Source organism: Tepidimonas charontis (assembly GCF_007556685.1).
GTDB lineage: Bacteria > Pseudomonadota > Gammaproteobacteria > Burkholderiales > Burkholderiaceae_C > Tepidimonas > Tepidimonas charontis.
Map to the genome: position 1 here is coordinate 15,522 of NZ_VJON01000008.1, position 17,913 is coordinate 33,434.

Annotated in this window: 15 protein-coding genes and 1 pseudogene; 12 read left to right on the top strand and 4 right to left on the bottom strand. The window is 68.3% G+C overall.

What is annotated here, in order from left to right; all coding sequences use genetic code 11:
• The first annotated feature begins 158 nt into the window (after positions 1–158).
• Positions 159–1,616, top strand: coding sequence for an exodeoxyribonuclease I (gene sbcB / locus Tchar_RS03855; protein WP_236640189.1), 1,458 nt, complete (start codon positions 159–161; stop codon positions 1,614–1,616).
• On the opposite strand, the gene Tchar_RS03860 is transcribed toward sbcB, so the two are convergent.
• The 3 genes from Tchar_RS03860 to Tchar_RS03870 form a co-directional block, all read right to left on the bottom strand.
• A complete protein-coding gene (locus tag Tchar_RS03860) occupies positions 1,586–2,722 on the bottom strand; it encodes a putative bifunctional diguanylate cyclase/phosphodiesterase (protein WP_144327771.1) in 1,137 nt (378 codons plus the stop codon). The genes sbcB and Tchar_RS03860 overlap by 31 nt on opposite strands.
• Positions 2,723–2,725: 3 nt before the next feature.
• Entirely contained in the window at positions 2,726–4,306 is a 1,581-nt protein-coding gene (locus Tchar_RS03865; protein WP_161595446.1) for a sensor domain-containing protein, read from the bottom strand.
• Positions 4,307–4,535: 229 nt separating this feature from the next.
• Entirely contained in the window at positions 4,536–6,071 is a 1,536-nt protein-coding gene (locus Tchar_RS03870) for a helicase HerA-like domain-containing protein (RefSeq protein WP_144327773.1), read from the bottom strand.
• A gap of 104 nt (positions 6,072–6,175) precedes the next feature.
• Between Tchar_RS03870 and Tchar_RS03875 the strand changes: the two genes are divergently transcribed.
• The 8 genes and pseudogenes from Tchar_RS03875 to rng all read left to right on the top strand — a co-directional run bounded on the left by Tchar_RS03875 (position 6,176) and on the right by rng (position 12,878).
• Positions 6,176–6,901, top strand: a complete 726-nt coding sequence (locus tag Tchar_RS03875) for a YebC/PmpR family DNA-binding transcriptional regulator (protein ID WP_144327774.1) — start codon at positions 6,176–6,178, stop codon at positions 6,899–6,901.
• A gap of 8 nt (positions 6,902–6,909) precedes the next feature.
• A complete protein-coding gene (purD, locus tag Tchar_RS03880) occupies positions 6,910–8,217 on the top strand; it encodes a phosphoribosylamine--glycine ligase (RefSeq protein WP_144327824.1) in 1,308 nt (435 codons plus the stop codon).
• Entirely contained in the window at positions 8,214–9,131 is a 918-nt protein-coding gene (gene hemF / locus Tchar_RS03885) for an oxygen-dependent coproporphyrinogen oxidase (RefSeq protein WP_144327775.1), read from the top strand. The genes purD and hemF overlap by 4 nt, the downstream gene beginning before the upstream one ends.
• Positions 9,128–9,778 carry a nicotinate (nicotinamide) nucleotide adenylyltransferase gene (gene nadD / locus Tchar_RS03890; RefSeq protein WP_236640191.1) on the top strand — a complete coding sequence of 217 codons (651 nt, stop codon included), beginning with the start codon at positions 9,128–9,130 and terminating at the stop codon, positions 9,776–9,778. Before hemF ends, nadD begins: the two co-directional genes overlap by 4 nt.
• Positions 9,775–10,131: pseudogene (gene rsfS, locus Tchar_RS03895) on the top strand (ribosome silencing factor); the annotation flags it as partial. The gene nadD and the pseudogene rsfS, both read left to right, overlap by 4 nt.
• Before the next feature lie 107 nt (positions 10,132–10,238).
• A complete protein-coding gene (gene rlmH, locus Tchar_RS03900; protein ID WP_144327776.1) occupies positions 10,239–10,709 on the top strand; it encodes a 23S rRNA (pseudouridine(1915)-N(3))-methyltransferase RlmH in 471 nt (156 codons plus the stop codon).
• 2 nt (positions 10,710–10,711) lie between these two features.
• Entirely contained in the window at positions 10,712–11,392 is a 681-nt protein-coding gene (locus tag Tchar_RS03905; protein ID WP_144327777.1) for a Maf family protein, read from the top strand.
• A 13-nt stretch (positions 11,393–11,405) separates the two neighbouring features.
• Positions 11,406–12,878 carry a ribonuclease G gene (gene rng, locus Tchar_RS03910; protein WP_144327778.1) on the top strand — a complete coding sequence of 491 codons (1,473 nt, stop codon included), beginning with the start codon at positions 11,406–11,408 and terminating at the stop codon, positions 12,876–12,878.
• Between the two features lie 12 nt (positions 12,879–12,890).
• On the opposite strand, the gene msbA is transcribed toward rng, so the two are convergent.
• On the bottom strand, positions 12,891–14,699 hold the full coding sequence (gene msbA / locus Tchar_RS03915) for a lipid A export permease/ATP-binding protein MsbA (RefSeq protein WP_236640193.1): 1,809 nt from the start codon (positions 14,697–14,699) through the stop codon (positions 12,891–12,893).
• Between the two features lie 349 nt (positions 14,700–15,048).
• On the opposite strand from msbA, the gene tolB reads away from it, so the two are divergent.
• From tolB to ybgF, 3 genes are all read left to right on the top strand, one after another.
• A complete protein-coding gene (tolB, locus tag Tchar_RS03920; protein ID WP_144327779.1) occupies positions 15,049–16,347 on the top strand; it encodes a Tol-Pal system beta propeller repeat protein TolB in 1,299 nt (432 codons plus the stop codon).
• 93 nt (positions 16,348–16,440) lie between these two features.
• Positions 16,441–17,013, top strand: coding sequence for a peptidoglycan-associated lipoprotein Pal (gene pal / locus Tchar_RS03925; RefSeq protein ID WP_144327780.1), 573 nt, complete (start codon positions 16,441–16,443; stop codon positions 17,011–17,013).
• A gap of 14 nt (positions 17,014–17,027) precedes the next feature.
• Positions 17,028–17,879: a tol-pal system protein YbgF gene (gene ybgF / locus Tchar_RS03930; protein WP_236640195.1), complete on the top strand. Its 852-nt coding sequence runs from the start codon at positions 17,028–17,030 to the stop codon at positions 17,877–17,879.
• Positions 17,880–17,913 lie beyond the last annotated feature (34 nt).

The following is a 17,913-nucleotide window of genomic DNA, read 5'->3' on the forward strand; positions in this document are numbered from 1 at the left end:
TTCCGCACGGCCTCTGCTGCGCCGTGGCCGATGCGCACGGTGTGCTGGCGCGGCCCAGTGGGACCGGTGCCGGCCACCGACGCCGGGGTCGGCGGCGCTGCCTCTGTGTGCGCCCACGGTCCTGGGGGCAGTGAGCTCGTGCGAGAATGCCGGCGACCATGTCCGCCCATACCTTTTTTTGGCACGATTACGAAACTTTCGGTGCCAATCCACAGTACGATCGTCCGGCGCAGTTTGCCGGCTGGCGCACCGATGCGCAGCTCAACCCGATGGGTGAGCCGGTGGTGTGGTACTGCCAACCCACGCCCGACGTGCTGCCCGACCCAGACAGTTGCCTGATCACCGGCATCACGCCACAGCACTGTCGCGCCCATGGTATTCCCGAGGGGCGATTTGCCGAGGCTATCGCGACCGAACTCGGGCGGCCGGGCACGATCGGTGTGGGCTACAACTCCATCCGTTTCGACGACGAATTCACGCGGCATCTGCTGTGGCGCAACCTGCTCGATCCTTATGCGCGGGAGTGGCGCGACGGCTGCGGGCGCTGGGACCTGCTGGATGTGGTGCGCATGACCTGGGCACTGCGCCCGCAGGGTATGGAGTGGCCGCTCAACGGGGACGGCAGGCCCAGCTTCAAGCTGGAGCATCTGAGCGCGGCCAACGGGCTGCTGCACGAGCAGGCCCACGATGCCTTGAGTGACGTGCGCGCCACCATCGCGCTGGCCCAGCGCATTCGCGCGTGCCAGCCGCGCCTGTTCGATTTCGCCTTCAGCCTGCACCGCAAGGAGCGCGTGCTGCAGGAGCTCGGCTTGCCGGTGCGCGCCGGTGCCCAGCGGCGCTTCGTGCACATCAGCGGCCGCTTCCCGGTGGAGCGCGGCTGCCTGGCGGTGATGTGGCCACTGGCCATGCATCCCACCAACCGCAACGAGCTGCTGGCGTGGGATTTGGCATTCGACCCACGGGAGCTGGCCGAGCTGCGCGCCGAGGAGGTGCGCTACCGGTTGTTCACCCCCCAGGCCAATTTGCCGCCAGGGGTGCAGCGCCTGCCGATCAAGAGCGTTCATCTAAACCGCGCGCCGATGGTGGTGGGCAACGTGGGCGTACTGGAGGGCACACCGACCGAGCGCTTCGGCATCGACTGGGAAGCCATCGAGCGCAATACGGTTCATGCGCACGCGTTGCCCGATTTGAGTGCCCTGTGGGCAGCCGTGTTCGCACGTGACGCGCCGCCGGCGCCACGCGATGTGGACGCCGCGCTGTATGACGGTTTCGTGGGCGACGAGGACCGGCGTCGCTTGGCGCGGCTGCGCATGCTCGACCCCACCGATCCCGCGTGGCGACATGCAGGCTTCGACGACCCTCGTTTGCCCGAGCTGGTGTTTCGTTATCGGGCCCGCAACCACCCGCACAGCCTGCAGGCGAGCGAACGTGCGCGCTGGCAAGCCCACTGCCGCGCCCGTCTGATCGACGGTGCGGGCGGCGGCATGCCGCTGACCGCGTACCGGCAGCGCTTGGACGCCCTGATGACGCAGGCGCAATCGCGCCACGATCACCGAGCGCAAACGATTCTGGCGGCTGTGGCCGACTACGTCGCCGAATTGGAGGTGTCGGTGTGAGCGGCGGCGGTGCCGGCGCCCGCCGAGTCGGAAGGAAAGCACGCGCCGGGCTCATACGCCTGCGCCTGGGCCCACAAGGCGTCCAGATGGGTCTGCCCCGAGCCGCGCAGATAGGCGTCGGCTTGCAGCGCTGACAGTGGGCGCGCCAGGGCGTAGCCTTGCACCGCATCGCAACCCATTGCGTGCAGCAGACGCAGTTGGCGCACGCACTCCACGCCTTCGGCAACGGCCTCGCGGCCCAGACGATGGGCCAGTTCCACGGCCGCCGACACGATGGCGGCATCGTCGTCGTCATCGGCCAAATCGCGCACGAAGGCACGGTCGATCTTGAGGCGATCGATCGGCAAATGTTTGAGGTAGGTGAGTGAGGAGTAGCCGGTGCCGAAGTCATCGATGGCCACCCGCGCCCCCAGCGCGCGCAGGCATTGCAGTTCCGTCTCGGCGCGCTGGGCATCGCGCATCATCACGCTTTCGGTGATTTCGAATTCGATGCCGAGCAGCGGCAATGAGGATTCGGCGGTGGCGGGATCGCCCTGAGCAAAAGCCGCTCGGATGCGTTCGGCCACGCCAGCCCGATCGAATTGCCGCGCCGACAGATTGACGCTGAGCAGCGGCACCCCAAGACCCTGCCGCCGCCACTGCTGGCGCTGGATGGCGACACGTCGGCACACCCACTCCCCCAAGACCTCGATCAGATCACCGGCTTGCTCCGCCACCGGCACGAAGACACCTGGCGACAGCACGCTGCCGTCCGCTTGCGGCCAGCGCAGCAAGGCTTCCAGTCCCACCAACGGTAACCCTGGGCGCACGGCGTGAATCGGCTGAAAGACCAGCTCGAGCGCGTCGGCACCAATGGCCTCGCGCAGGCGGCCCTCGAGTTCGATGCGACGCAGCACCGCTTCGTGCATCGAAGGGGTGTAGTAGCGCCAGCCAGCGCCACCCTCCGCTTTGGCGTGGTGCATCGCGATGTCGGCCAGGCGCAGCAGTTCGCTGGGGTCGTTGGCGTCGCGCGGCGCCAGCGCGATGCCGATCGAGGGAGAGAGATAAGCGTCTTGTGCGCCATCGCCTTGGTCGGCGACGCGATAGGGAGCGCCGAGCGCCTGCACCAGCTATAGTGCAACGCGCGCGGCTTCCTCTTCGCTGCGAAGCCCGGTCAGCGCCACGACGAATTCGTCGCCGCCGATGCGCGCCACCACGTCGCTGCTGCGCAGCCGCTCGCGCAGCCGCCGCGCAGTCTCCACCAAGACCGCGTCGCCGGCCTCGTGGCCGAGCGAGTCGTTGACGGTCTTGAAACGATCCAGATCGATGAACAGCAACGCCAGCGGCCGCGCATCGCGCGTGGCAGCCGCCAGCGCTTGCTGTAGCGCCCAGGGTAGGGCATGGCGGTTGATGAGTCCGGTCAGGGCATCGGTGTTGGCGAGTCGCTCCATCGCGGCACGCGCCTGGTGGCGCTCGGTCACGTCGGCGTAGACGGTGACGAAGCCGCCCGTGGCCAAAGGCTGACCCCGAATGTGCAAAACGCGCCCGTTGGGCCGTACGCGCTCGAACTCGTGCGGCTCGAAGCGCAGCGCGCGGCTGCGCATTTCTTCCAGCATGCCTTCAGGGTCATCGGTGGGGCCGTATTCGCCGCGCTCGATGTTGAAGCGCAGGATGTCCACCAGCGTCACCCCGGGTTGTTCGAACAGGGCGCGCGGCAGCTCCAGCAATTCGAGTAGCCGCTCGTTCCAGACCTGCAGGCGCAACGCACCATCGACCATCGATACGCCAACCGGAATGTTGGCCACCAGGGTGCGCAGGATATCGAGCGCCTGCGCCAAGCGTTCGCGTTCGACCTTTTGCTCCGTGATGTCGGTGTAGGTGGTGACGAAGCCAACGACTTCGCCATCGCGCACGATGGGCTCGCCAATCACTAGGTGCGTGCGGCCGTTGGGCCGAGTACGCTCCAGGCGGTGAGGACGGAATTGCAATGCCAACGCGCGGCGCTCGGCCACCAGCTGCTGCGGGTCACCCGGCCCATATTCGCCACGGGTTGCCGGCACCCGAATGAGATCGTCGAAGTCGACGCCCTCGTACAGCAGCTCCGGTGGCAGATCCAGCACCTGTCCGAACTGGGGGTTCCAGACACGCAGTTTGAGTGCGCGGTCGAGCACGCTTAGGCCCATCGGCAAATGGTGCACGATGGCCTCCAGATAGGCACTGCGTTCACGCAGGGCGTTTTGCAACTGCACGCGCTCGGTGATGTCGATATTGACACCATAGGCCAAGCGTTGTCCCGAGGCGGGCTCGCGCGTGACGGCGATGCGCAACATGTGGTGGGTGATCCGCCCGTCGGGGTGTTGGATGCGGTAGCCGGCTTCACCGCCGCCGCGCGCATAGGCGTCCTCAAGCATCTGGTTTATCCGCGCGCGGTCTTCCGGCACGAGTTGACGCAACGATCGCGCGCGCTCCGCCGGTTCGTCGGGGCCGACGCCGTGCATGCGCCGAAAAACGTCGGACCACCACAGCTCCTGGGTGTCGAGGTTGCGGCGCCAATGCGCAATGCCGAGCTGATCGAACAGCTGCGACACCCAGCGCTGTTCTTCGCGTAACAAGCGACGCGTCGCGCGCAAGCGCCACATCAGCCCCCCGCATACGATGGCGAGGACCGCGGCCAACCCGTAGCCCACGCCCGCGAAGTCGCTCGGTGTCACTTCGTGTCTCCTCTGCGTTGGCCCGCCAGTATAGGCTGCCGCGTTCCCTGCGGCGATGCGCGCAAACCCGCAGGCGGCTGCGCAGGCGTGCGGGCCATCCTCGATGCGATGGCCGCGTCTGGCACCCGGCATGAGACGACGCTCATCGCCGGGCGACGGCGGCGCATGCCCAACGGTTCGGCAGAAACAGGGCGCGCGACGCCCGTCCCCACCCGTCACGCGTGGGCGGTCAGCGGCGGGGACGACTGCGCGTGCCGCCCAGCAGTCCCCCGAGCAGTCCACGCACCAGCTCACGCCCGATTTGTGTGCCCACTTGCCGCACCACGGTCTTGGCCACGGTCTGCACCAGACCGTCGGTATGGCCGCCACGCGGTCCGCTGCGCCCGAACAACAGCTCGCCGACGCGATCGGTCAAGCCGCCGGAGCCCGTCGCCACAGCATCGCCTCCTGGGCCGCCAGCCGCCCTTGCCGCTGGGGCCTCTGCTGCATGCTGCGCGCGCAGCCGCTCATAGGCGCTTTCGCGGTCCAGGGTTTGCTCGTAGACCCCGGCCACCAAGGACCGTTGGCGCAATTCGGCCCGTTCGGCCTCGGTGGCAGGACCGATGCGGCTGGCCGGGGGCACGATCCACACGCGCTCGGTCTCGGTCGGACGGCCCTTGGCGTCGAGCAGGCTGACCAGCGCTTCGCCCACCGCGAGTTCGGTGATGGCGCGCTCCACATCCAGCCCCGCCTTGGGACGCATGGTCTGGGCAGCGGCGCGCACCGCCTTTTGGTCGCGCGGTGTGAAGGCGCGCAACGCATGTTGCACCCGATTGCCCAGTTGCCCGAGCACGGTATCGGGCACGTCGAGGGGGTTTTGCGTCACGAAATACACGCCCACCCCTTTGGAGCGGATCAGCCGCACCACCTGCTCGACGCGCTCGAGCAGCACTTTGGGGGCGTCGGCGAACAGCAGGTGCGCTTCGTCGAAGAAGAATACCAGGCGCGGTTTGTCGGGGTCGCCGATTTCGGGCAAGCGCTCGAACAGCTCCGACAGCAACCACAGCAGCACGGTGCCGTACAGGCGCGGCGCATGCAGCAGCCGCTCGGCCGCCAGAATATTGACCACGCCCTGGCCATCGACGGTCTGCATCAGGTCATCGACGTCGAGCATGGGCTCGCCGAAGAAACGTTCGGCGCCCTGCTGTTCCAGGGCCAGTAGCGCTCGCTGGATGGCGCCAATGCTGGCGGCGCTGATCGTGCCGTATTGGGTGGTGTAGGTGCGGGCGTTGTCGCCCAGGTGTTGCAGCAGGGCGCGCAAATCTTTCAGATCGAGCAGCAGCAAGCCCTGGTCGTCGGCGATGCGAAACGCCAGCGTCAGCACGCCGGTTTGCACGTCATTGAGGTCGAGCAGCCGCGCCAGCAGCAGCGGCCCCATATCCGATACCGTGGCGCGCAGCGGATGGCCGCGCTCGCCAAAGACGTCCCACAGCGTCACCGGGCAAGCGGCGGGGGTGGGCGGCGTGATGCCGCGCTCGGCCAGCACCTGGGCCAGCTTGCCCTCGATGTGCCCCGGCTGGCTGATACCCGTGAGGTCGCCTTTGACGTCGGCCAGAAACACCGGCACGCCGTGGCGCGAGAAGCCCTCGGCCAAGGTCTGCAGCGTGACCGTCTTGCCGGTTCCGGTGGCGCCGGTGATCAGGCCGTGGCGGTTGGCCTTGTCCAGCCGCAGCACGCATTCCGTGGCCCCGTGGCGGCCAACGAGTAGGGTCGGTTCGCTGTGCATGGTGGTGATTTCTTCTTCGGTGGCAGCAAGCCCCGGCGCTAAAATCGCCGGTTACCCATCGGGTCGGTGTGCCCGATTATCGCCACGAAACGAGTGAGGTTTGCATGGCAGGACATTCGAAGTGGGCCAACATCCAGCACCGCAAGGCGCGTCAAGACGAGAAGCGCCAGCGCATCTGGACCCGGGTGGTGCGCGAAATCATGATCGCGGCGCGGCAGGGCGGAGGCGACCCGGCGGCCAATCCGCGCCTGCGTCTGGCCATCGAAAAGGCCAAGGCGGCCAACATGCCGGCCGACACCATCAAGCGCAACATCGACAAGGCCACCGGTAACCTCGAAGGCGTGGCCTACGAGGAAGTGCGCTATGAGGGCTACGGTATCGGCGGCGCGGCGGTGATCGTGGACTGCATGACCGACAACCGAGTGCGCACGGTGGCCGAGGTGCGGCACGCGTTTTCCAAGCACGGCGGCAACCTGGGCACCGAGGGTTCGGTGGCGTTTCAATTTCAACACTGCGGGCAAATCGTGTTCGAGCCGGGTACGTCCGAGGACAACGTGATGGAGGTGGCATTGGAGGCCGGCGCCGAGGATGTGCTGACGCAGGAGGACGGCTCGATCGAGGTGCTGACCGCCCCGGCGAACTTCGAGCAGGTGCGCGATGCACTGCAGGCGGCGGGCCTGCAGCCGGCGATGGCCGAGGTCACCTGGCGCCCGACCAACACCGTGACGCTACACGGTGAGGACGCGCAGCGCATGCAAAAGCTGCTCGACGCGCTGGAGGACCTGGACGACGTGCAGGACGTGTTTCACAACGCGGAGCTGGACGCATGAACGAGCGCATCCGCGTGCTGGTGGTGGGCGGCGGCGGCCGGGAGCACGCACTGGCTTGGAAGCTGAAGCAGTCCCCGTGGGCGGCGCAGGTGTTTGTGGCGCCCGGCAATGGCGGCACCGCGCTCGATCCCGAGCTGACCAATGTGCCGATCAGCGACGTGCTCGCGCTGCGCGACTGGGCGCTGGCCCATGACATCGGCCTGACGGTGGTCGGCCCCGAGGCACCGCTGGCCGCTGGTATCGTCGATGTCTTTCGCGCCGCGGGCCTGCGCATCTTCGGGCCGACGCGAGCGGCGGCCCAGCTGGAGAGCTCCAAGGCCTTCGCCAAAGCCTTCATGCAGCGTCATGGCATTCCCACCGCGGCGCATGAGACGTTTGCCGACGCGGCTGCGGCCCATGCGTACGTCGAGCGCATGGGCGCCCCGATCGTCGTCAAGGCCGACGGTCTGGCGGCAGGCAAAGGGGTCGTGGTGGCCATGAGCGTGGCCGAAGCCCACGCCGCCATCGACGACATGCTGCTGGACAACCGCCTGGGTGTGCAGCACAACGCCGACGGCGCGCGGGTCGTCATCGAGCAATATTTGGACGGGGAGGAGGCCAGCTTCATCGTATTGGTCGATGGCGAGCACGTGCTGCCACTGGCCACCAGCCAGGACCACAAACGCCTGCTCGACGGTGACGCCGGCCCCAACACCGGCGGCATGGGAGCGTACTCGCCCGCCCCCGTGGTGACCCCCGCCGTGCACGAGCGCGTGCTGCGCGACATCATCGAGCCCACCGTGCGCGCCATGGCAGCCGAAGGGCACCCCTACACTGGCTTTTTGTATGCGGGGCTGATGATCGCCCCCGACGGCACGCCGCGCACACTGGAGTTCAACTGCCGTATGGGCGACCCGGAGACGCAACCCATCCTGATGCGTCTGCGCTCCGATCTGCTGGAGGTGCTGTGGGCTGCCACCGAAGGGCGCCTGGACCGCGTCACGCTGGCGTGGGACCCGCGGGTGGCGCTGGGTGTGGTGGTGGCCGCGCACGGCTACCCGCAGGCGCCGCGCAAGGGCGATCCCATTGCCGCGTTGCCGCCGCAGGCACCGGATGCCGTGGTGTTTCATGCGGGCACCGCACTGCAGGAGGATGGGCGATTGGTGACGGCGGGTGGGCGTGTGCTGTGCGCCACCGCGTTGGGGGCGGATGTCGCCAGCGCACGGGCGCGCGCCTACGCTCTGGTGCAAGGCGTACACTTCGAGGGCATGCAGTACCGGCGCGATATCGGCCACCGCGCGTTGGCGCGCGACGTGGCTGCCGAGGAGACCCGATGAGCACCGACCCCGTCAGCCTGATGCGCGAATACCTGCTCGGGCTGCAGCAGCGCATCACCAGCGCCATCGCCGAGATCGATGGCCATTCCTTTCGCTCCGACGCCTGGGAGAAGGCGCCCGGCGAGCCGCTGCAGGGCGCGGGGGTGACGCAGATACTGGAAGACGGCGCCGTCTTCGAGCGCGCTGGCTGTGGCTTTTCGCATGTCAGCGGATCGAGACTGCCGCCGTCGGCCACGCAGCATCGGCCCGAGCTGGCCGGCGCGCCGTTCGAGGCGCTGGGGGTGTCGCTGGTCTTTCATCCGCGCAATCCCTATGTGCCCACGGTGCACATGAACGTGCGCATGATCAGCGCCCGCCCCGCCCACGGCGAGGCGGTGAGCTGGTTCGGCGGTGGCATGGACTTGACGCCGTACTACGGCTTCGAAGAGGATGCCGTGCATTTTCACCGCACCTGCGCGCAGGTGCTGGCGCCCTTTGGGGCCGACAAATACCCGCGCTTCAAAGCCTGGTGCGACGACTACTTTTGTCTGCGTCACCGTGGTGAGCAGCGCGGCATCGGCGGTATCTTCTACGACGACCTGTCGGAACTGGGGTTCGACGGCGGATTCGCGCTGACGCGCGCCGTTGGCGACGCTTTCCTGCACGCCTATTTGCCGATCGTGTACCGACGCAAGGACACGCCGTGGGGCGAGCGCGAGCGGCAACATCAACTGCTGCGCCGCGGGCGCTATGTCGAATTCAACCTGGTGTGGGACCGCGGCACGCACTTCGGCCTGCAGTCCGGTGGGCGGGCCGAGTCGATTCTGATGTCGATGCCGCCGCTGGTGCGTTGGGCCTACGACGAGCGGCCGGCGCCGGGCACGCCCGAGCACCGCTTGCTGACCGAGTTTCTGGTGCGCCGAGACTGGCTGTGAGCGCGCCGCAGGCGTTGCCCCCGCGGCGCGTCGGCGTCTTCGGTGGCGCGTTCGATCCGCCGCACAACGCCCACCGGGCACTGGCCGAGACGGCCATACGGCTCCTCCCCTTGGATCGCCTGCACATCGTGCCCACCGGGCAGGCCTGGCACAAAGCGCGGGTCTTGAGCCCGACCGTGCATCGCGTCGCTCTGTGCCGGCTGGCGTTTGGCGACCTACCGGGCGTGGTGATCGATACGCGCGAGATCGAGCGCCCAGGTCCCTCCTATACGGTCGATACCTTGAGCGAATTGCGCGCCCTGTACCCTCAGGCGCAACTGTTTTTACTGCTCGGAGCCGATCAGTGGGCGGCTTTTCGCACCTGGCGCCGCTGGCCCGATATCCTGTCGCTGGCCACCGTGGCGGTGGCAGCACGCCCGCCCACCGATGGTGCGCCGCCCGCGCCAGCTACCCCCGACGATTTGCCCTGTCTGCGCTTGCCGCTGCCGCCGATGGACCTCAGCGCCACCGCCGTGCGCGCCACCTGGCTGCGTGATCCGGCGCAGGCCGCGCGCCTGGTGCCGCCGGCGGTGGCGCGGTATATTTCCACCCATGGGCTGTACCAGATGCCATCTGGTGACGACCCTCCATCCTCCGTACATCCATGACCGAGACTGCCGCGCAACGCCTCATTCGCAAATTGCAACGGGCCATCGTCGATGGCCTGGAGGACGTCAAAGCCCAAGACATCCAGGTGTTCAACACCGAGGCGCTGACGCCGCTGTTCGAGCGCGTCATCATCGCCAGCGGCACCTCCAATCGCCAGACCAAGGCGTTGGCCGCCAGTGTGCGCGACAAGGTGGCGGAAGCCGGTTTTGCCAAGCCTCGGGTCGAAGGCGAAGACAACGGTGAGTGGATCATCGTCGATTGCGGCGCGGCGGTCGTGCACGTGATGCAGCCGGCCATCCGTCAGTACTATCGCTTGGAGGAAATCTGGGGCGGCAAGCCGGTGCGGCTGCGCAAGGCGGCGTCCGGGCGCGGGCAGGCTGCTGCGCGCGCGGGCACTGCAGCGTCGCCGGCTCGCTCGCCGGCTGCCGCATCCCGCCGCGCGGCTCGCGCTGCCGACGCATGAGGTGGCACCTGTTGGCCGTCGGGCAGCGGCTGCCCGATTGGGCCGAGGCCGCGTATCAGGATTACGCCAAGCGCTTTCCGCCTGAGGCACGCGTACAGTTGCGCACCGTCAAGGCCGAGCCACGCAGCGGTGGCAAGAGCGCGGCGGCGATCATGGCGGCCGAAGCCCAACGCCTGCAAGCCGCCGCCCCGAAAGGGGCGCGCTGGGTGGTGCTGGACGAGCGTGGGCAGCGCTGCACCACTGTCGAACTGGCCGAGCGGCTGCAGCAGTGGCAGCGCGATGGCATCGATGTCGCGTTCGTCATCGGCGGGGCCGATGGCCTCGATCCGTCGCTGCGTGCGGCGGCCTTCGCCACCTTGCGTCTGTCGGATTTGACGCTGCCGCATGCGCTGGCGCGGGTGCTGTTGATCGAGCAGCTCTATCGCGCCTGGTCCATCCTGCAGGGGCATCCGTATCACCGGGATTGAACATGGCAGCGTTGACACCGACGACCAACGAACCGGCCCGTACCACGCACACCGCTGCGCCTGCCGTGCCCGCCGATGGCCGTCCGTGGGTGTACCTGGCGTCGCAGAGTCCACGCCGGCGCGATTTGCTGCTGCAGTGGGGGGTGACGCCGGTGCCCCTGCCGCCGGACCCGGAGGAGGACGCCGAGGCACTGGAGGCGGTGCAGCCCGGCGAAGCCCCGGCTGCTTACGTGCGCCGGGTGACGCGGGCCAAGCTGCGTGCGGCGCAGCAGCGCCTGCGCCGACGCGGCTGGCCGCCCGGCGTGGTGCTGTGCGCCGACACCACCGTGGCGCTGTATGGGGCCATTTTGGGCAAGCCAGCCGATGCGGCCGAGGCGGCGCAGATGCTGCGGCGCTTGTCGGGCCGCGTGCACCACGTACTCACCGCGGTCGCGGTGGCCAGTCCGCTGGGGCAGTGGCGCGCGCTGAGCCGCTCGCGCGTGTGGTTCGCCGACCTCAGCGAAGCCGACATCGCGGCCTATGTCGCATCGGGCGAACCGATGGGCAAAGCCGGCGCCTACGCCATCCAAGGGCGGGCGGCGCTGTGGGTGCGCCGCATCAGCGGCAGTCACAGCGGCATCGTGGGCCTGCCGGCGTTCGAGACCGGCGCCTTGCTGCGTCGCGCCGGTGTGGCGCTGCGATAAGCTTGCCCCCACCATGGTCCCACACGACATCCTCATCAACTGGACGCCGCAAGAGACGCGGGTCGCCATCATCGAGCAAGGCGCCGTACAGGAGGTGTTGTTGGAGCGCGCCTTGGAGCGCGGCTTGGTCGGCAACATCTACCTGGGGCGCGTGCAGCGCGTCTTGCCCGGTATGCAGTCGGCCTTCATCGACATCGGGCTGGAGCGCACCGCGTTTCTGCACGTGGCCGACTTGATGCCGCAGATCGCCGCGCGTCACGCCGCCGGCCGCGAGGCGGAGGCGACGCCGCCGATCGAGCGCCAGGTGTTCGAAGGCCAATCGATTCTGGTGCAGGTACTCAAGGATCCGATCGGCTCCAAAGGCGCGCGTCTGACCGCCCAGATCAGCATCGCCGGGCGCTTGCTGGTTTTTTTGCCGCAGGACGATCACATCGGCGTGTCGCAAAAAATTCCGCACGCCCAGCGTGAAGAACTGCGCCAGCGTCTGCAGCGGCTGGCCGGTGAAGGTGGCGGCGGTTTCATTTTGCGCACCAACGCCGAAGACGCCAGCGACGACGAGCTGCGCGAGGACATCGCCTACCTGCGCAAGACCTGGGCGCACATTCGCGCGCGTGCGCTGCATGAGCCGCCGCCAGCGCTGCTGTACGAGGAGCTGAATCTGGCCCAGCGTGTGTTGCGCGACTTGGCGGGGCCGTTGACGCGCAGCATCCAGATCGACGCGCGTGAGCAATTCGTGGCGCTGCAGGCCTTCGCCCAGGAGTACACCCCGCAGGTGCTGGAGCGCCTGACGCTGTACCGCGGCGAGCGTCCGATCTTCGAGTCCTACCATGTGGACGAGGAAATCCAGCGTGCGCTGGGGCGGCGGGTGGAGCTGAAGTCCGGCGGCTACTTGGTCATCGACCAGACCGAGGCGCTGACCACCATCGACGTCAACACCGGGGCATTCGTCGGTGCGCGCAATTTCGACGATACGGTGTTTCGCACCAATCTGGAGGCGGCCCAGGCCATCGCGCGCCAGCTGCGGCTGCGCAACCTGGGCGGCATCGTCGTCATTGACTTCATCGATATGGTGCGTGCCGATCACCGCGAGGCGGTACTGGCCGAGTTGCGCAAACAACTGGCGCGCGACCGCGTCAAGACCATGGTGGGCGGATTTTCTCAGCTGGGGCTGGTGGAGATGACGCGCAAACGCACGCGCGAGTCGCTGTCGCAGATGCTCACCGAGCCCTGCGCAGCGTGCCAGGGACGCGGGCGGGTGCGCACCACGCGCACCGTCTGCTACGACATTCTGCGCGAGATTCTGCGTGAAGCGCGCGCCTTCAACCCCCGTGAGTTCCGCATCGTCGCCGCGCCGCAGGTGGTGGAGTGCTTTTTGGACGAAGAAAGCCAGCATCTCGCCGGTCTGTCGGACTTCATCGGCAAGCCGATTTCGCTGCAAAGCGACAGCGCGATGACGCAGGAGCAATACGACATCGTCCTACTGTAGCGCCGCTGCTCATCAGGCTGGTTCGCCATCCTCGGCGGCCGGCTCATCGTCCAACCAGCCCGCGCGTCCGCGTGCGTGCAGCCGCGCATAGACCCCGCCGGCGGCCAGCAGCGTGGCGTGGTCGCCCTGTTCGACCACGCGTCCGTCCTCCAGCACCACGATGCGGTCGGCATGCTCGATGGTGGAGAGCCGATGCGCAATGACGATGGTGGTGCGCCCGCGCATCAAGCGGGCCAAGGCGTCTTGGACCAGCCGCTCCGATTCATTGTCCAGCGCCGAAGTCGCTTCATCCAGGATCAGCACCGGTGCGTCCTTGTAGAGGGCGCGCGCGATGGCCAGCCGCTGACGCTGCCCGCCCGAGAGTTCGGCGGCGTTGTGCCCCACCACCGTGTGCAGGCCCAGCGGCAGTTGCGGCCACCAGTCATCCAGATGGGCTGCGGCCAGGGCGGCGCGCACCCGGTCCTCGTCGGGGCGGTCGTCGCCCAGCGCCACATTGGCCAGCACGGTGTCGTTGAGCATGACCACGTCCTGGCTGACCATCGCGAATTGGCGCCGCAGGCTGCGCAAATCCCAGTTGCGCACATCCACGCCGTCGAGCTCCACACGCCCACGAGCCGCGTCGACGAAGCGCGGCAGTAGGTTGACCAGGGTTGTCTTGCCCGAACCCGACGGCCCCACCAACGCCACGTGCTCGCCGGGCGCGATCTCCAGCGTGACGCCGCGCAAGGCGTTGCCGTGGCGCCCTCGGTAGCGCACCCACACATGGTGCAACGCCAGGTGGCCGCGCGCGCGACCGGGCGCATGCGTGCCGCTGCTTTGCGCCGGCGTGCCTTCGATCAGCTCCAGACCGCGCTCCAGCGCCGCCAGCCCACGCGTGATCGGGGTGGCGATATCGGCCAGTTGGCGAATCGGCGTCACCAGCATCAGCATGCCGGTGACGAAGCCGACGAAGCCGCCCACCGACACCCCACCGCTGGCCTGGTGCAGCGCCACCATCACCACGGCGGACAGGGCAATGGCCGCCAGAATCTGCGTCAGCGGCGTCATCGCGGCTGCCGCTACCGTGCTGCGCAGCGCCAGCCCGCGCAGCGTTCGGTTCAGATCGGCAAAGCGCCGCTGCTGTTGCCCCTGGGCGTCGTGCAGGCGCACCAGCCGGTGCGCCAACACATTCTCCTCCACCACGTAGGCCAGGGCGTCGGTGGCATGCTGGCTGCGCCGCGTCACCTGGTACAGGCGGCGCGACAAGGCCTTCATGCCCCACGACAGCGGCGGAAAGATGGCCACGGCGATGAGCGTCAGCTGCCAGTTCAGCCACAGCAGATACACCAGCAGCGCCGCGATCGTCAACACCGTGCGCGCCAGCGTCAGCAACGCCTCCACCAGCTGCACGGCCCCGTTTTGCACCTCATAGACCAGGGTATTGGAGAGGCGGCTCGCGTTTTGCTGCTGAAACAGTGCCAGATCCGCCGCACCCAAGCGTTCGAACATCGCCTGCCGCAGCGCCAGCATACCGCCGTTGGCGGTGTAGGCCAAGCCGTAGCGGGCGACGAAGGTCGCCAGCCCGCGTACCAAAAACAACCCGATCAGTGCCACCGGCACCATCCACAGCGGCAGCGCGCCGGCAACGAAGCCTTCGTCGAGCAGGCGCTGCAGCAAGGCCGGAATGGCGGGCTCGGTGAGCGCGGCCAGCAATGTCCCCAGGGCGGCAAAGCCCAGCCCGGCGCGCGCCGGACGAAAGTAGGGCCACAGGCGCCGCATGCGTGCCCAGACGGTGGGCGCGGCGGCGCCGGCGGGCGAGGGAGCAGGGGGCGGTGCGGTCAAGGCAGGTCGGCAGGGGCGAAAGCGGTGGTGGCCAGGCGGATGGACGAGCACCGAGTCCGACGAAACGAACACGTCCCCGCGCTAACGCCACAAGCGGCGAAGAACTTTTGTAGCCGAGGCGAACCACATGGGAATATGAGCATCGGCATCCGCTATTATCGGCGCGCAAGCGCCATGTGGTCGCGGGGCTGTTATGTTTCCCGCCGCGGGTGCCGCCATCGTGCCCAGCCGCAGGCGTTGCCGACGCGGGTCGACCACGGCGTGAGTGCAGTGGACATCGCGGTGGCGCCCGTACCCCGGCGGTGTGTGCGGCGGGTGCCCCTTTGCGTTGATACGACGGCAAACATTCATGAAGGCGATTTTTTCGTTGGGTTGGCAACGCCGGCGCTGGCTGACCGGTGCGGTGGCGGGGGCGGCCAGTGTTTGGAGCCCCCTGTCATGGGCCCAATTCCGCGTCGAGGTCACCGGGGTCGGGGTGGCGCAGATCCCCTTCGCCATCGCGCCGTTTCGTGTCGATGGCGGCGTGCCGCACGACGTGGCAGCCATCGTCGGCGCCGACTTGGTGCGCAGCGGGCAGCTGCGCCAGCTGCCGGGTGGCAGCGCCGTGCTGGACGAGGTGGCCCGCCCCGATCTGACGCCATGGCGTGCGCAGGGCGCCGACGCGCTGCTCACCGGCAGCGTGCGGCGGCTGGCCGATGGGCGCTACGACGTGCGCTTCCGGCTGTGGGATGCCGTGCGCAGCACCGATCTGGGTGGACTCAGCTACCCGGTGGGCGCGGGTGAGCTGCGGCTGGCCGCGCACCGCATTGCCGACTACGTGTACGAAAAGCTGACCGGGGTGCGTGGCGTGTTTTCCACCCGCATCGCCTATGTCACCGCCAGTGGCGAGCGGCATCAGCTCTGGGTGGCCGACGCCGACGGCGAAAACGCCCAAGCCGCGCTCACCAGTCGCGAGCCCATCATCTCGCCGGCCTGGTCACCCACGGGGACGCAACTGGCCTACGTCTCGTTCGAGACGCGCAAGCCCGTCATTTACGTGCACGATCTGGCCACGGGGCGCCGCCGCTTGTTGGCCAGTTTCCGTGGCTCCAACAGCGCGCCGGCGTGGTCGCCCGACGGGCGGCGCTTGTACGCGACGCTGACTCTGGGGGGCAGCTCGCAAATCTACGCGTTGGACGTGGACGGCGGCGCGCCGCAGCGCATCACGCAGACCGGCGGCATCGACACCGAGCCGGCGTTCGCGCCCGATGGCAAAGCCGTCTATTTCGTCAGCGACCGTGGCGGCTCGCCCCAGATCTACCGCATGACGCCCGACGGGCGCGAAGTCACGCGCGTGACCTTCGAAGGCACCTACAATATCTCGCCGGCCGTCAGTCCCGATGGGCGGCAGCTGGCGTACATCGCTCGTATCGGCGACGCGTACCGCTTGCGCCTGCTCGACTTGGCCACCGGCGCCGTGACCTCGTTGACCGAGTCGCAGGCCGACGAAAGCCCCAGCTTCGCGCCCAACGGCCGCCTCATCATCTACGCCACGCGGGTGCAAGGGCGCGAGTCACTGATGACGACCACGCTCGACGGCCGCATCAAAACCCGGCTGGCTGCCACTGGCGTGGTGCGCGAACCCGACTGGGGGCCTTTTGTGGGCTGACGGCACACGCCCCTGTCGCCGCTCGCCCCCGATCTCTATGCCGCCGTTTGGACCGTGTTTCTCCCTTCCCACCCATCCAATCCTTGCACCAACATGAACCGCCATTCGTTTGTCCACCGCGCAGGGCGCGCGGTCGTCGTCTATACTGCCATCGCCGCCGTGCTGGCGGGCTGCTCCAGCGTCAAGCTCGATGAAAGCCAAGCGCCGGTGAGCGAGCGCTCGGCGGTCCCCGTGACCGCGGGCTCCTCGGCGGCCGGCGCCAGCGGCGCTGCGGTGGAAAACCGCACCGTCGTGCCCGTGCAAACGGGGTCGGCCGAGATGGCCCAGCCACCGGCCAACGTCGAGCGTGTCATCTATTTCGATTTCGACTCCTACGTCGTCAAGCCCGAATACGTCGGTACGCTGGAGGCCCACGCGCGCTTTTTGAATGCCGACCGCAGCCGGCGCGTGGTGCTGGAAGGGCACACCGACGAGCGCGGCGGACGTGAATACAACTTGGCACTGGGCCAGAAACGCGCCGAGGCCGTACGCCGCGCGCTGGCGCTGATGGGCGTGCAGGAAGCGCAGATGGAGGCGGTCAGCTTCGGCAAGGAAAAGCCGGCCGTGGCGGGCAGCGGTGAGGAAGTGTGGGCGCGCAATCGCCGTGTCGAGTTGACCTACCGTTGAGGCGGGATCACGTCATGCAGCCCCGGTTCGTTCGCATGGGACCGCCGCGCGGCGCCGCGGTGCAGGCCCTGGTTTGGGCGCGGCGCATCGCGCCCGCCTTGCTGGCAGCGGCGCTCGGGGTCGGCGCGCCCGCGCACGCCTTCTTCAGCGACGATGATGCGCGGCGAGCCATTTTGGATTTGCGCGCCCGCGTCGAGGCGCAACGCCAGACCATCGAGGCACAGCAGCAAGCGCTGCAGACGCTGCAGCGCCAGTTGGCCGAGGTGGAAAGCGGCGGCGACAGCGCGCGCCGTGGTGTTGTCGATCTGCTGGGCCAGATCGAGGCGCTGCGCCGCGAGCTGGCGCAGTTGCGCGGTGAGCAGGAACGCCTGGCGCGCGAGGTGGCCGATGCGCAGCGCCAGCAGCGTGATGCCTGGGCGGCGCTGGAAGAACGCCTGCGCGCACTCGAACCCCTGAAAGTGACGGTGGAGGGGCAGGAGTTTCTCGCCCGTCCCGAAGAAAAGGCGGCGTTCGACGAAGCGATGGCGGCGCTGCGCGCCTCCGACTTCGCGCGCGCTGCTGCGCTGTACGGGCAATTGTTGCAGCGCTTTCCCGCCAGTGGTTACGCGCCACTGGCGCTGTACTGGCAAGGCAATGCACGCTATGCACAACGCGAGTATGCGCAGGCCATCGAGAGCTATCAGCAACTGCTCGAGCGCTACCCGCGCCATGCGCGTGCGCCCGAGGCGCTGTTGGCGATCGCCAGTTGCCAATTGGAATTGAAGAACGTCAAAGCCGCACGGGCGACTTGGCAGGCGGTCGTGCAGCGGTACCCCGAATCGGAAGCGGCTGCCGCAGCACGTGAACGCCTGGCGCGCGTGCGCTGAAGTGGGGCGCACACGGCGCCACGGCGCACCGTAG

Coding starts and splice junctions, on each gene's coding strand:
- Tchar_RS03905 (WP_144327777.1), top strand. CDS start 10,712: ATGGCAGCGTTGACACCGACGACCAACGAACCGGCCCGTACCACGCAC.
- ybgF (WP_236640195.1), top strand. CDS start 17,028: ATGCAGCCCCGGTTCGTTCGCATGGGACCGCCGCGCGGCGCCGCGGTG.
- tolB (WP_144327779.1), top strand. CDS start 15,049: ATGAAGGCGATTTTTTCGTTGGGTTGGCAACGCCGGCGCTGGCTGACC.
- hemF (WP_144327775.1), top strand. CDS start 8,214: ATGAGCACCGACCCCGTCAGCCTGATGCGCGAATACCTGCTCGGGCTG.
- Tchar_RS03875 (WP_144327774.1), top strand. CDS start 6,176: ATGGCAGGACATTCGAAGTGGGCCAACATCCAGCACCGCAAGGCGCGT.
- rng (WP_144327778.1), top strand. CDS start 11,406: ATGGTCCCACACGACATCCTCATCAACTGGACGCCGCAAGAGACGCGG.
- Tchar_RS03870 (WP_144327773.1), bottom strand. CDS start 6,071: ATGCACAGCGAACCGACCCTACTCGTTGGCCGCCACGGGGCCACGGAA.
- sbcB (WP_236640189.1), top strand. CDS start 159: ATGTCCGCCCATACCTTTTTTTGGCACGATTACGAAACTTTCGGTGCC.
- rlmH (WP_144327776.1), top strand. CDS start 10,239: ATGAGGTGGCACCTGTTGGCCGTCGGGCAGCGGCTGCCCGATTGGGCC.
- pal (WP_144327780.1), top strand. CDS start 16,441: ATGAACCGCCATTCGTTTGTCCACCGCGCAGGGCGCGCGGTCGTCGTC.